Genomic DNA, 14789 nt, shown 5'->3' on the forward strand with positions numbered 1-14789 from the left:
CTTCAGGCGTACCCTGTTTCATGGGTTATTCCCGACACCGAGAGTGCTTTAGCTACTCCCCGGAAAATTTCCGGGTAATCCTGGTGTGCAGAGAAAACAATTCGCTATCGTTTGTCACTTGAAGTTTACGCATCGCACTGCATTTATGCGCACTGATCGTTTTGATGCTGCGACACTGCAGATCGGCTATTTGCCGCAGGCTCATACCGTTAAACAAAGAAGCCATAACATCACTTTCGCAACGAGTCAGCTCGTGCATGACAGAAGTCTCACGGCAGGCAGAACGAGCCAAACAGGTACCAATCTGCGGACTCAGTACCCGCTCACCGTTCAGAACCCGGTTGAAGAATTCAGCCACCAGTGGCAATGCGTCATCTCGAGCGACGATGCTGATATTAGGCTGACTCAATAACGGGCCCAACTCTTCGGCACTTTGGCTACGGGTGTAAACCACCACTCTGAGTGCCGGCAATTGCATGCACAGATTAAGCAGAATCTCCCGCCCCTGTACGGTAGTCTCATCCACACCGGCTAACTCCGCAATCAGGACGTTAGCCTGCTGATAGACCACACTATCTGCGGCGTCCCTCATACTGGTTTCCTGCACCACAATCTTTCCCGATCTCGAGAGAGAACCAATAAAACTGGCCAGCCCATCAAGCATTAAGGGACAACGATCCATTAATGCGATGTGTAGAGGTTGATGACGCGAAGAATACATATTCTGCTCCTGTCTTATCTCTCCTGCCGCGTTAATGCGCTATCAGGCGCCGTTAACGGACAAAGGACGGGCCATTCATGGCCATCCATTTTCCCTGAAGATATAACTCACCATCATTGTGAAAACCCAGCTTCAGCATGGCATTGCGTTTATGTGTACTGACGGTGCGGATATCCCGACGCATCGTCAAGGCCACGCTGGACACGCTCTTACCGGAGAACAACTCTGCCAAGACATCCAGTTCACGGATGGTCAGAGGGCGCCCTGGAGTGGCTTCATGCAACTGACGCTGGCGGATCCGGTGGCTAAAGCTGCATTTTCCTGCCAATACCTGCTGTACACAGTGCGTCAGGGCGATAGCGGGCTCTTGTTTTAGCATCAATCCGTGAATACCGGAGGCAATTAACTGCCTCAATATTCTGGACTCATCCAACGCCGTGCAAACCAGCAATGCGGTTTGGGGAGAGCCCGCTTGTACCTCAGCAATCAGGCGTAAGCCATCCAGCACCGACTCTGACTTGCCACACAGCTCCATAATTAATAAGCGGGGCCTGTGTTTGAGCAATACGGACGGCAGATCGGCAAGACACCTGACGTGCAGGATCTTGTCCTGGCGATAACCACATGATTCAATTAATTTATTACGTATTCCAAGCGCGGTGACCGGGCAAGGTTCCATAATGACTGCATTACCATTCTTTTTATCGTATGCATCATTTGAAGCTAGCGAAATACTGGGTTGATAATAGTTATTCATATCACCGCCTCCGATTTGTTATTACGGTTACTTGTCCGGTCAGTGTCACCAAGTTTAGCGTTTTGGATCGCGATAAAACTTCAGCGTAAATGGCCGTTTGCTCAGAAATCCGATGCCGTAAGTTCGCCGGATAAATATCTATTCATAAATAAAAGAAATTTGCAGTACACCGTCTATGCTGCCGGGCGTTGCACCACCATAAGTGCTGTATGCTCGAGCACGGAGATCAAATTTGGCCTCATGCGTGAATTGATTGACCAATTGAACCATGCTCTTATTATTGCCCAGATTTACACCTCTCTGATTTTGCAACTCAATCTGCACTCGGCTCGAGGTCCCGTTGTTCTTATATAAAGTACCGCTCTCCTCTGCCGCCGAGCCGGTAAAGGTCGCAGTCGCCGAAGTTGTGGTGGCCGGACAATTTTTCAGCGTTATGGGAAACTCTATCCATTCGCTGGCAGAGCCGGAGCCAGCCAAAGTGGCGGCGGAAATAGTGTCGCCGAGGTTAACCTGGATATTACTGTTTGCCCCATCTACAACGCAGGGAGCCGCCTTAATATTGCCGGTTATTTGGAGTTTCGCCGCCACCGCTACCGCCGGAATTCCCCCCTGGAAAATACCGACAAGAATCATTATCCGGCTTATTCCGCTAAAGCCATTAAACATAGCAATTTCCTTTTCTTTAAGAATCAAATGACCCGCTACCCATAAAGTTCCAGTTATTCCATTTCTGCCTGGATGGTCGCAGTGGCGGTGAATACACCAGCCGCAGGCACCTGCCCGGTGGTGTTTATCGGATACACGCTGAATCTGGTGCTACCACTCTGGCTGGGATAGAGAAAATCAACCGGCAAACGACCGCTTTGTGGCGAAATGGGGGCGCCAAATCGGTCCTCGATCATCACCCCAATGCTACTGTTGCTGGTTCTCAGCGCTGCGGGCATATTGCTATCAACCTCTCCTCTGAATGACAGGCTGACTTTGACTCCAGAGGAAATATTGCGGCAGGCCAGGGTCAACTCTTTCTGGTGCGGGGTAAAACCCGGCGGCATCATCCCTTTAGTCCGCAAACTGGTAGACAGGATATCGCCAAAATCCACCACTACCGTCTGTGGGCTAATCTCGCAATTTTGCGGTACCGTCACCACCCCGCTCATCGATACGGTAGATACCGGAACCACGCTGCTCACCCCGTTGGATACCGCAACATAGGTTTCAACCAGTTGGGTACTGGGAATGATGGTCTGACCGACAAACGGGCGCCGAAAGTACAAATGAATTCGCCCTCTGGCACCGCTGGAATAGTGCGCACTGGCGCAACTCTCATCCTGACCCATTTCGTTTTTTAAATTCGATACATTACTGAAGGGGGTAGGGATGTACTCATTCCTATAACCGGCTACATAGACTTCGCTGGCAACAGCCAGATACTCGTTCAACGCGTAATAAGATAAACGTCCGTCGCTATGAGTCTGCGTTGGCAGGCTGGACTTGGCGGTGATATAGGAAGCAGTACGGCTTTTACATTCGCACTGCACATCATAAGTACCGCTCAGGTTCCAGTTATTGCCCGCAGCGTTTTCAATCACCAGGCCGGCGACGTTCTGCGCCGGATTAGTAAGCGTAGGTGTAAAAGTAAACGAAAAAGGATGGGGCCCCCCCGACGGTTTACATTGCCCCAAAGCGGCTAGAGCCGGCTGAGCGCCGAGCAGAGAGGCAAATAGAACACTATATACAAGCGTTATTCGTTGAGTTGATTTTACTGTTGTCATCACACGCACCTTATAAACACAGACCCTTGACCAAGCGAATCCCACCGCTTTCAGGCTGGTTAGCCAATTGATAGCTGACCTGACACTGTTGCGCAGCGCCATTTCCCCACTTGACCTGCAGCCGACCGCTGTCAGCCAACCCAGCCAGGTAAACTTGTCCGCCGTCACCGACAATACTGGCATTGCCCTTCGGATCATTAAGAGCGCTGACGGTCGCGCCGAACGGGACCGGGCTTCCGGCCCTGGTTAACAACGTCATCAGTACGCGCAAACCGACATTGGGACTAAAACTGGCGCGCACTACGGCACCGCGAGTCGGGATCACCGTTTGACTGCTGAGGGTCATATCCACATCGTCGGCAAAAGAATCACCGTCCAATCCAACGATATTGCGGCGGTACGGTGTCAGATAGGGCACTACCGCATAACCGCGCCAATCGGTATTCACACCTGTCTGATTCAGCACATTGACACCCGCGGCACCGGGCGCCTGTACCAGCGCTACCGTGTCGCCCAATGGCTGCGACAGCGTGATGCCGTTTTGATGCACCAAAACACCGCCCTGGATCCCGTAGTTCACCTGCTGACGATGGCGATCGTAGCCATAGCCCAGGTTCAGCTCAGCCAAGGAGCCTTTATAGTCGGCTTGAATGCTGCCATTGGCGCCTCCCCCTTTTCCGGTATATCCCTGGCTGAGGCTGTAGTTCAGGTTATTGCCTTCCAGTGCGCTGCCACTCAACCCAAGGTTATGGCTGGTGGGGCCATTGCGGCTGCTGTTCATGTTGTAGGTGGCGTAACTGCCCGGCAGCCATTTATTCAACGGGACGCTGACGTTAAAGGCCAGGATGTGATCGCGCACGTTGTTACGCTGGCCGTTACTGTCAAAACCGTTCTGGCTGAAGGTGTAATTGAAACCGTAGCTAACGCTTTGCCAGTTGTTGTTGTAGCCAACGCTGGCCGATTGCGAACGGCGGCTATCATTCCAGTAATCCTCGTTGAACAGGCTGAGTGACAGCGTTCCGCCCCCTTCCCACAGGTTCTGGCTCAATATCAATTCGGCGCGGCTTTTCTTGTGGTCGTTATATTTGGCATTGTTACCGCCATAACTTTCCAACGCCTCTTGCAGGGTGTAGAAGCCGCGAGTGGAATAGCGATAACTGGCCAGGCTGAAGTTGGTGCCGGTTTCGATAACGTTTTTACCGTAGCGTAAACGCCATGATTGCCCCTGGTCCTTGGGCTGGGTTTCCTGTTTGGTCCAGGCTTGGGTAACGTCGGCGGACAAGGCCCCGACAGTTCCCAGGTTTTGCCCCCAACCCAAAGCCAAGGCTTGATACTTGCTCGCGGCCTGTATGCCGCCGTATAAAGTCGCCCCCCAAGGCAGCCCATAAATGCCGGTAGCCTGACTGAAAGGCCGTTCATCGACCTCACTGCCGTAAGAACGATATGTCCCACTGGTGAGGCTGTATTTGAACCGCCCCTCGCGCTGCAGAACCGGCACTACGGCATAAGGCACCACAAAGTTTTGCTCCTGGCCATTGGCTTCCCGCACGCTCACATTCAGATCGCCACTACCGCCGGTGGGGTAAAGATCGGTAATCTCGAACGCACCGGGCGCCACATAGCTTTGGTAGATCACATAACCATTCTGTCGAATCACAATCTGGGCATTGCTGCGCGCAATCCCACGTACTATCGGTGAATAACCTTTCATGCTATCCGGCAGAATTTCATCTTCCGAGGCCAACTGACCGCCACGAAACTGCACGCTGTCGAAAACATCACTAGAAGTGCTGCTATCACCTAAGGTCAAACGGCTCTGCAAGGCAATGATATCGCGCTGCAAATAGGTATTGATCGAACGCCATGAAGAGGCGCCACCGTTATGCTGGTTCCACACCGAATAGTTGCGCAGCCGCCAGGCACCCCAGTTAATTCCTGAGCGCAGGTTGAGATAATAGTTGTCATTGCCCTGCCCTTTGCTTTCACTCACCTGGCTGTTGGCACCCGAGAAGCTATAGTTGACCAACAGAGCCGGTACACCGGCATCCCACTTGTCAGGGGATACGTAATCTCGCGCGTTCAAATTCAAAGCAGCCTGGGGAATGCTCAAATTCAGCCGCAACTGGTTGAACAAAAAAGTGGCCTTTGCCTGTGGAATGGCCTGCTCCAGGTTGATGCAATCATCCGAGCCGGCGATCGCCGGAAGTGAATTCAACCTGACACCTAACTCGGTCAGTTTTTCAGCGCTAAGGCAGGGCTGCAGCGTTTTTTTCCCTGCCGCATCCTGTTGGAGCCTGAACTCGACATCCAGGGAATCCACCTGCTGGCCATTAAGATAAAGATCGACCCGGTAACTTCCCGGTGCCTGGGTGCTATTTTCCTCGAAAACTGAAAGATCCGCTCCGCGCAGCGCCGGGTTATCTATTTCCAGCAACGCAGGGTTAAAGTAATCACGCGCTTGCGCCACGCTCGGTGAATTCAGCAGTATCGCCTGGCAGGAAAACAGACATGCCAAGATCGATTTGGATCTTCGCAAACCAATACAATTCGGGTTATTCATCGTTTTAACTCCCTGTCCCGATCCTTCCGGCCGCCGCTAAAATCAGGCAAGCCGTATCCTTCCCCCATTTTCTGTCTGGGGATAAAATCTTTGTAAAATAATCCGTTATAACGTACTGGCGAACGTCTTTCCGGTACCTCCGTAGTCATTGATTATTTGCCAACTGAGGTTTCCACCTGCACTCCCCCCCGCTGACAGCGGGAAACTGGCGGTGGTCTGCGGCGCAACCATAGTGCTGCCGGCAACAGCGCTGCCGTTGAGCTTTAAATTGAAAAAGGTGAGGTAATAAGGAGACGGGTTGGTCACCCGTAAAGCGTTGCCGCTGCGCTGCCACGTCAGCTTGCCGACCGCCTCTTCCAGATTGCCGGACAGGCCTTGCGGGCGATAAATCAGCTTGATGCGAGTCTTGATCGCAATTTGCAACGTGTTGTCTTTCTTCTCTACCGACGGAATGGCTTTTACGTTCAGCCAATACAGCGACTCTCTGTCTGACGGCAGATTGCCGCCCGCGCGCACTACCCGCAAAAGGTTATTTTGCCCGCCATCCAGCCGGAAAAGTGGTGGCGTAATGATAAAAGGCGCTTTGGCACTGTCGCCCTCTTGCGCGTCAACCCACGATTGGATCAGGTAAGGCTCGGCGTCCGGATTGCTGATATTCAATGCAGACTCTTTTTTGGCGCCGTCATAAATCAGACGGGTCCCGCCCACTACCACCCCAGCCTGGGCCGGTACCCAAAACATCATCAGCAACGCTGCAACCAACGTGAAATATCCTGCTTTCATTCTCTTTCCGTCCTGGTCATCCATGATTAAAGAGCCAGGGGGAGTTTTCCCTGGCCCATTTAACTCACTGCCGAAAGTCAGCTAAGCCCTTATTGGTAGACGACGGTAAAGTTTGCCGTCGCGTTGGCGCTACCAGTACCAACAGCTGCATAGGCGTAATAACGGGCCATAAAGTCCAGCGTGTTATCCCCAGTGGAAACCAGAGTGTAAATGCGTGAATCTACGCCCAGATTAATCACGTTGTTCTGATCATCCAGCAGTTGTACCCCCACACCGGTCGCTGCATCAGTAGCCGCCGTCAGCTCCAGTAAACCGGCCTGGCCCACGACTTTGGTACCGTCAAAACGCACCGTGGCGCCAGAAACTGTTTTCGGGCAATCTTTCAGTACCAGGCTGAACTGTTTGGCCCCTGCGGTCTTGCCCAAGGTGAATGCGTCTTTGGAAACCTTACCCAAGACAACTTCCTTGTTTTTAGATGTGGTATCTACGGTACAGGACTGATCGGTAATCGAGCCCTTGAAGTTGACTACGCCATCGGCAGCGAATGCCGAAGTGGCAAATACGGACGCGCTAACAACGGCTAAAGCCAGCAGATTCTTTTTCATCCTAATTTCCTTTTAATAATGCAAAAAATGCATTGGTTTATTTCCGACATAACCTTATGTCACTCCTTTTATTTAGTTCACAAACCGAGATGTATTCACTGACGGGGGTGATTCATTGCCGCGAGCCTATTCATCCAAACGGTTCATTTTGAACTAAAGTGACTCCTTTGGTTTTTTATGCTGATTATTTAATTTATTTTAGTTTTTTATTAAGCAATTAGAGGGTCATGCAAGGATAAATGGTTGAAAAAATCAGAACCTTGAATGGATTACTTAGTGAGGTTGAATATTAAGCAGGATTATACTTAGATCATGGCTGGCGATAATTTAAATGAATACCGTTCATCCTTTTGTTTTTAAATAAAAAAATCTAATATTTAGGAAAGTGCTGATGCGAGTATTGACATTGGTTTTACACGTCCTTACAGTATGTTTCACTTTAGTTCAAAGTGACTCCTTAAATATATTAACTTAAATCCTGCTTACCAAATTTCCTTGAATCTTTGCGCGTTGCTGGCGGTATAAATGACTGTATTCTGGATATTCTTATGCCCCAGGTAGTCCTGAATTAACCGGGTATCGATCCCACGATCGGCCAACGCAAATCCACAGCCGTGACGCAGCATATGAGGGTGAGCGTTTACTTCCAATTTAGCCGCTCTGCTGTAATGCCGAATCAGAGAATAAATTCGTTGACGTGACAGGCGTCCTCCCCGGTTGGAAAGGAATAACCATTCTCCATCGGCCCCACGGTGCTCTTTGCGTTTTTCCAGCCAGCGCCGCAGGCATTGCCTTTCACGCAGGTATAATGGGTGCACGGTGGAAAAACCATTCTTCAACCGATGGACATAGATATTACCGCCCTCAAGATCGATATCCGAGAGTCGCCAGCCGCCAATTTCACTGGCGCGACAACCATGTATAAAACACATATATATCAGGCAGTAATCACGTTCTGGATTCTTCCCCTGCAGCGTAACCTCAAGCAACCTTTCAACTTCGGAAGGCATTAGATGTTTACGATTGGACATGGTACCTCTATTACTTTGATCAGAAAAATGTGGCTGTCATTTTCCTTTTACATCACCACAATGGATACGCGGAGCGTACTCCGGTTTACGGATAGGTTCCTGCATCCTGCGCGGAGTATAGCGGATTTGATCTGACTGAACAGCTCTGGTTGAAGTTGAAAAGTGCCGACATGATTTATGCTAAAAATGAACCGCATGCTGAGCATGCAATCCTGAGTAAGGTTAATGATTTCAACATGTACAACCTCTATTTCATTAAAAAAAACCTACTTAGAACGCCAAGAAAAGAGATTGTCATCACAAGAACCGGCCAGTCGTCGCTATAAATAAAGAATATTCCTAACAATGTTTCACGGCTGTTCCAAGCCCTGTTTTATATGTAACAAAAGGAACTAAGAATACTCACACAGTGCATATTGATAATTTCATCGTCTTATTTATCGATATCGAGGAATGATAATCGGGGGCGGAGGAGAGTGGCCCATGGACGGGCCACGTCAATGCGTGCAGGCAACAACGCTGTGCTTGAAAGACGACGGATAGACAGTTATTGCGCGGACATATAATGACAGAGCTCTGATAATGTCAGATCCGGCTGGTCAATAAACATTTCCGCACTGAGTGATATCCCGAACTCTCGCTTGGCCAGCAGCATCAACTCCACATAATCCAGGCTATCCAAGCCTAACTGCCGCAAAGGTATATCTGCCGACAGGGATGCCCGATCCAACTCCCTGGCCTCGTATAGCAGGGTGCAAATAGCTTCATACAAGATTGGGTACTTTTCCATCATCATTCCTGCTGGTTATTAATATCGGCCTTGCCAAACACCAATGCCGCATTAGCGCCCCCAAAACCAAAGCTGAGGTTCATGACGTGCCTCAAATCCCCGCAGCGATGCCCTTCGCTAACATAGTCAAGATCGCAGGCCGGATCGGCCTCGTTCAAATGGCAAGTGCCCGGGATGACCTGTTGCTGAAGAGCCTGCAAACAGAGGATGGATTCATAGCTGCCGGAGGCGGCGATCAGATGACCGGTATAAGATTTGGTGCTGGAAAGTGGAGTTCGGTATGCATCCGCTCCCAGCGCCAGTTTGATGGCTTCGGTTTCATTGAGATCGTTGAGCGGCGTTGAAGTGCCATGCGCGTTGATATAGTCGATTTCGTGGCTGCCAAGACCCGCCTGCGCAAGCGCCCGTTGCATGGTTTTCACTCTGGCCTGCTTGTCATCCGCTGGAGCAGTAAGATCGAAGGCGTCCGAATAATTGCCGTATCCTTTGATTTCTCCCAATATCGTTGCGCCACGCGCCAGAGCGGCATCGCGTTCTTCCAGGCACAGCACCGCCGCCCCTTCAGCCAACACAAAGCCGTTGCGCGCCCGGCTAAATGGGCAACTGGCTTTGGTGATATCCTGCTGCTCATTGCTCAACACACGCAGTACATCCATATTCCATATAGCGCCATTGTTCCTCAGCGACTCGGCAGCGCCGGCCAACATCATGGTTGCGCGGCCACTGCGGATAATCTCAAACGCCTCGCCAATAGCTATGCTCCCCGTTGCGCAGGCAGCGGCAGGTGAACTCTGATATCCCCTGAGCAACCAACGCTGGCTGCAGATCGCCGTCGCGATATTGGGCATCGCATGAAAACCGCCGAACAATCGGCCCAGGCCTGAATACTGATAATCCACGTTATTCACCAGGATCTCATCCTGCCCGCCCCACCCACTGCCGATAATGGCACCGCAATCCAGCGAAGGATAAAAATGTGCCGGCCCAGTCGAGGCTGAAGAGAATGCCATGTCTATCGCTTCCGTCGCCGCCGCCAAGGCCAGCCGAGCAAAACGCGGTAATCGACGCAGGGTCGCCCGCGATATGCCTTCAAGCGGCGGCTCTTCATCCATCAACGCAAAAAAACGTGAGCGGATCCCCGCAGCCGATTTGTCGTGATACCGATAGGCTAATCGGCACGCCATAATAGCCTGCCAATTTTGTTGCGCATTGGTGCCTAATGCCGTTACAGCACCGTAGCCGGTTACCACAACCCGCCTCTGCAATCTTCCCTTATCCATGTTTAATTCCTTTCCCTTGATTCCGAGATGCTGCGCCCCCCAGCGCCAACCACAGTTGCATGGTGGCATTCAGATAACGGTACTGCTGCTCCGACAGCGCATTCTCACTGGACAACAGCGCATCCTGAGCATCCAGCAACGTCTGCAATGACACCGCACCGGCCTGATATTGGTTCTGCGCCAAAATAACGCCTTGCCGACTCATCGTCAGATGCTGCCGTTGGTTATCGATTTGCCGTTGCGCTTCCAAACGCTGCTCCATAGCATTATCCACGTCCGCCAAGGCGCGATAGACGGCATCACGAAACTGGATTTCCGCCCGCTGCGCCTGCAACAGCGCTTTCTCGCTGGATAATTGCATCTTGCGCCATTCAATAAACGGCAGCGTCAACGATATCCCCAGCGCGCGCGTCGGATCGCTGAACCATTGCCGAAAGACCCGGCTGCCCGCCTCCAGCGCGGCATCCAGACTCAGTGCCGGGTAAAAATTCAAACGAACCAACTCGGCTCCCGCCAGAGCAGCTCGCAACCGCCGTTCCGCAGCCTGGACATCAGGCCGCTGCGCAATCACGGCTACCGGCTGGCGTTGAACAATGGCGACACTCTCGATAGCCAGCGATTGACGCTCCCAACGCCGTGCAAACGGCGACTGACCAAACAGCAGCGCCAGGGAATTACGCGAGTTCTCCCGTTGCCGGTGCAGGTCATGCTGCTGATTTTCCCGTTCAAGCAACTTTTGCTCGGCCTGCAACACTTCAAACTTTCCGACGTCACCAGCGGCATGCCGCGCCTTCACCCGTTGCACGGTGTTTCGGGCGATCGCCACCGCAACCTGCTGCTGCCGATTTTGCTGGTTCAAATGGGCGATTTGCCAATATAAGCGAGCAGCGGTGCCAATCAGCACCAGCGCCGTATTTTTCCGGTCCAATTCGGAGGCGTCGGCCAGCCATTCAGCCTGTTCACGGGCCCGCGCCAACTTGCCCCACAGGTCCAATTCATAGCTCAGGGAGAAGGCCGTCTGGTAGATCTCCTGAGGTCGCGTTGCGCTCTGCAGCGTTCTGATATTGCGGCCACTCAGGTTGGCGGCCATATCCGGGGTCAGGTTGCCGTTCACCAGCTCAGCGTCCAAAAGGGCCTCGCGCCATTGCAAGCCGGCCAGTGCCAGATCTTGATTACTTGCCAGCACAGCGCCGATCACAGCCGACAGCAGCGGATCGTTAAAATTGTCCCACCAAGCACCATCGCTACGTAGCGCCCCGACATCCTCGTCGGCAATCCGCCATTGTGACGGCAGTAATAGCTGCCGCTGCGCTTCCCCGCCGGCAGAGATCCCCCCGCAACCACCGATCAGCAAAACAAAAAGCAACGTTAAAAATTTTCTCATTCGCGCGCCAATGCCTCTACGGGCTGTAGCCGGGCGGCGGTGCGCGCCGGAAAAAAGCCAAACCCCACGCCGATCAGCGCCGAAAAACCACAGGCCAACAGCAATGGCGGCCAGGTAAATACCATGGTGACCTGCGGCGTCAACCAGGCCAGCGCCAGGCAAACCAGGGCGGAACAGGCAATGCCCATGGCACCGCCCAAACTGCAGATGACCACCGCCTCTATCAAAAACTGGCGCATAATGTCTCTTTCCCTGGCGCCAACCGCCAAGCGAATGCCTATCTCATGGGTGCGTTCCGTTACCGACACCAGCATGATGTTCATCACCCCCACTCCGCCAACCAACAATGAAATGCCTGCGATGGCTGTAATCAGCCAGCTCATAGAGGCGGAGGCTTTCTGTAGGGCTTGCGTCATCTGGTCATCGGTCACCGTGAAAAAATCCCGCCGACCATGTTCCAAAATCAAGCGCCGCTCCACATCATCTCGAGCCTGGGTCAGCGAAAGCCCTTCTCGCACACGCATCACTATCGATTCCAGCGGCATGTCGCCCGATATGCGGCCGGTCAAAGAGGTGTAAGGCAACCAGGCAAGTGGCTGAGCGCCGGCGTATTTAGCTCCCTTGCGTTCCGCCACGCCTATGACCCGATAAGGAACGCCCGCCAGAGGCAGCACTTCTCCGATCGGATCCCGCAAGGAGGAGAACAGCACCTGCCTAAGCTGCGTATCGATAATCACCACCGGTTCGCGTTGGTCTAAGTCCTGTTGAGTAAAAGTGCTGCCGGAGATCAAACGAGTGCCCTGCGTCCGAAAATAACCGTTACCGACCCCCATTACGGGAAGTTGCACCTGCTTGCCATCCCGAACGGCCAGCACCTGAGCACTGGCTACCGGGGAAACGCTGTCGATATACGCCAATGCAGAGAGCAGTGCGACATCCTGCAAGCTCAGCGAGCGTTCAAAATCCGGGCGTTTCTTTTCCCATCCCAACCCCGGGCGGATCTCCAGCGAGCTGGTACCAAGCTGACTGATTTCATTCAGGATGTTTTGCCGGGTCCCCTCGCCGATGGCGATCGAGGAGACAACCGCAGCGATGCCGATGATGATGCCGAGCATCGACAATAACGCCCGAACCCGGTGCCCAAGCAAAGCGCGCCAGGCCATGCTGACGGCCTCCCTGAAAGCCGGCCAGAGGTGCGCCCGACGAAGCGGGGCGGAAAGCGCTGGAAAATGCCCGTCAGCCGGTACCCGACGCGTGTCGTTATGGCGATCGGTAACGATCTCTCCGTCGCCGATCTCAATGATCCGCTCAGCTTGCTCCGCAATCCGGCGATCGTGCGTGACGATGACGATGGTATGCCCGGCCGCGTGCAACGCATGCAGAATGCCCATCAACTCCTGGCCGCTGACACTGTCCAACGCGCCGGTAGGTTCATCCGCCAGAATGATTTCCGCACCGTTCATCAGAGCGCGAGCAATACTGACCCGCTGCTGCTGCCCGCCGGACAACTGGGCCGGGCGGCGGCGCCCATGTTGGGACAATCCCAAACGCGCCAGCAGGCCCTGCGCTCGCAGGCGGCGCTCAGCAGCAGGCATAGCGGTATACAACGCCGGGATCGCCACATTTTCACTGGCCGTCAGGTACGGCATCAGGTGATAGCGTTGAAAAATAAAACCGACATGGCGGCTGCGCAGTTGCGCCAACCGCTCGCCGTCTGCCTGCTGAATCGCCACATCGTTGATGCGGACTACGCCTTGAGAGGGTTTGTCGAGACAGCCGATGATGTTCATCAGTGTCGATTTTCCGGACCCGGAGGCACCGACAATAGCCACCATTTCACCACGCCGAATGCACAACGAGATGTGTTTCAATATCCTTACCCTGTGCTCGCCGGCGTTGAAGTCTCGGGAAACATTTTCCAAAACGATCACTGGGGTGGCCTTAGCGGTCATGATCTTCCTCTGCGTCATTCTGAGGTGCCATTAGCACCCACTCACCTTCCTCCAGCCCTGCCAGAACTTCGGCGTAACCGCGATCGCTAATGCCTGTCCGCACCTGGCGCGACACAGTCTGTTCCCCCTGGCGCACCCGTACCTGATATAGGCCCTCGCCCTGCGGCGCACCGAGCGCAGCCATCGGTACCCGCAGCACGTTCGTCGCCCGGTCGGTAACGATGAACACCTGCGCCGTCATCGAGGTGCGCAACCGGCGCTCGCCGTTAGCGACGGCAAAAACGCCGTTGTAGTACACCGCCGACGACTGCTGGCTCAGATTTCTGCTCATCGGATCGGCCTCCAGTGCTTCGGACGGCGCTTGCTGTATCGTCCCCATCACGCTGTCATAGCGCCATTTAGGATCGGCTGCCGAGTAGAACCACAGCGGTTGCCCCACCCGTACTTTCAGGATGTCGTTTTCCGATATCCGGGTATGCACCATCATGGTATCCACGTTGGCCAGTACCAGCAGGGTCGGCGCACTCTGCGAGGAGACAATGGTTTGCCCTTCCTGAGTAACAATGCCCAACACTTCACCGTCAATGGGGGCAACAATGCGCGTAAAGGCCAGGTTAGCTCTGGCGGTTTCCAACGCCATTTCCGCCTGAACGATTTGCGCCTCATTCACCTTGAGTTGCGCCAGTTGGGCATCCCGCTGCGCCTGAGCCTTTTCCAGATCGCTGAGTACGCCGGCACTATCTCGTCGCAGTACCCTCTGGCGTGTGAGTTCCAGTTGGTATTGCGTCAACAACGCCTCATTCATCAGTTTCTGCGCCTGCGCGCTTTGCAACTCAGCCTGTGATTTGCGCAGTTCGTTTTTCTGCAAGGTCGGATCTATTTCAGCCAACAGTTGCCCCTGGCTCACTCGATCGCCCTGTTTGACATACAGCTTTTTCAACTGCCCGTTTACCTGCGCGCCCACATTGACCTGCAGAGCCGGTTTTAGAATGCCTGTGGCCAAAACGTTTTTCTCGATGTCGCCACGGCCGATGCGCACTGCGTTCGACGGCTCCATTGCGCCCGGACGGTTCAGCAGCGCCAAACTTCCGGCGATCGACAGCACAATGGCAAACAGCCCCATCAGGCTGAAAAACACTTTTTTCCTCATCATG

The 14789-nt window shown here is 53.4% G+C and carries 13 protein-coding genes; all 13 read right to left on the bottom strand.

Annotated features, from left to right (window positions below; translation table 11 throughout):
- Positions 1-52 precede the first annotated feature (52 nt).
- Complete coding sequence (locus tag ACUTSW_RS11875) at positions 53-721, bottom strand: helix-turn-helix transcriptional regulator (protein WP_197929787.1); 669 nt, start codon at positions 719-721, stop codon at positions 53-55.
- 52 nt (positions 722-773) lie between these two features.
- Positions 774-1478, bottom strand: coding sequence for a LuxR C-terminal-related transcriptional regulator (locus ACUTSW_RS11880; protein ID WP_445584497.1), 705 nt, complete (start codon positions 1476-1478; stop codon positions 774-776).
- Between the two features lie 138 nt (positions 1479-1616).
- Complete coding sequence (locus tag ACUTSW_RS11885) at positions 1617-2144, bottom strand: fimbrial protein (RefSeq protein ID WP_445584498.1); 528 nt, start codon at positions 2142-2144, stop codon at positions 1617-1619.
- Positions 2145-2197: 53 nt separating this feature from the next.
- Complete coding sequence (locus tag ACUTSW_RS11890) at positions 2198-3250, bottom strand: fimbrial protein (protein WP_445584499.1); 1053 nt, start codon at positions 3248-3250, stop codon at positions 2198-2200.
- Between the two features lie 10 nt (positions 3251-3260).
- Positions 3261-5810, bottom strand: a complete 2550-nt coding sequence (locus ACUTSW_RS11895; protein ID WP_445584500.1) for a fimbria/pilus outer membrane usher protein — start codon at positions 5808-5810, stop codon at positions 3261-3263.
- Between the two features lie 105 nt (positions 5811-5915).
- Positions 5916-6593, bottom strand: coding sequence for a fimbrial biogenesis chaperone (locus ACUTSW_RS11900; RefSeq protein WP_013814322.1), 678 nt, complete (start codon positions 6591-6593; stop codon positions 5916-5918).
- Positions 6594-6682: 89 nt separating this feature from the next.
- Positions 6683-7198: a fimbrial protein gene (locus tag ACUTSW_RS11905; protein ID WP_006327647.1), complete on the bottom strand. Its 516-nt coding sequence runs from the start codon at positions 7196-7198 to the stop codon at positions 6683-6685.
- Between the two features lie 482 nt (positions 7199-7680).
- Complete coding sequence (locus ACUTSW_RS11910) at positions 7681-8229, bottom strand: tyrosine-type DNA invertase (protein ID WP_013814324.1); 549 nt, start codon at positions 8227-8229, stop codon at positions 7681-7683.
- A gap of 547 nt (positions 8230-8776) precedes the next feature.
- Positions 8777-9019, bottom strand: coding sequence for an acyl carrier protein (locus ACUTSW_RS11915; protein WP_062868403.1), 243 nt, complete (start codon positions 9017-9019; stop codon positions 8777-8779).
- Between the two features lie 2 nt (positions 9020-9021).
- Complete coding sequence (locus tag ACUTSW_RS11920; RefSeq protein WP_063200202.1) at positions 9022-10299, bottom strand: beta-ketoacyl-[acyl-carrier-protein] synthase family protein; 1278 nt, start codon at positions 10297-10299, stop codon at positions 9022-9024.
- Positions 10292-11683, bottom strand: a complete 1392-nt coding sequence (locus tag ACUTSW_RS11925) for a TolC family protein (protein WP_445584501.1) — start codon at positions 11681-11683, stop codon at positions 10292-10294. Before ACUTSW_RS11925 ends, ACUTSW_RS11920 begins: the two co-directional genes overlap by 8 nt.
- Positions 11680-13635: an ABC transporter permease gene (locus ACUTSW_RS11930; RefSeq protein ID WP_445584502.1), complete on the bottom strand. Its 1956-nt coding sequence runs from the start codon at positions 13633-13635 to the stop codon at positions 11680-11682. The genes ACUTSW_RS11925 and ACUTSW_RS11930 overlap by 4 nt, the downstream gene beginning before the upstream one ends.
- Entirely contained in the window at positions 13625-14788 is a 1164-nt protein-coding gene (locus tag ACUTSW_RS11935) for an efflux RND transporter periplasmic adaptor subunit (protein WP_445584503.1), read from the bottom strand. Before ACUTSW_RS11935 ends, ACUTSW_RS11930 begins: the two co-directional genes overlap by 11 nt.
- Position 14789: the final 1 nt, after the last annotated feature.

Source organism: Serratia sp. TSA_198.1, assembly GCF_052686505.1.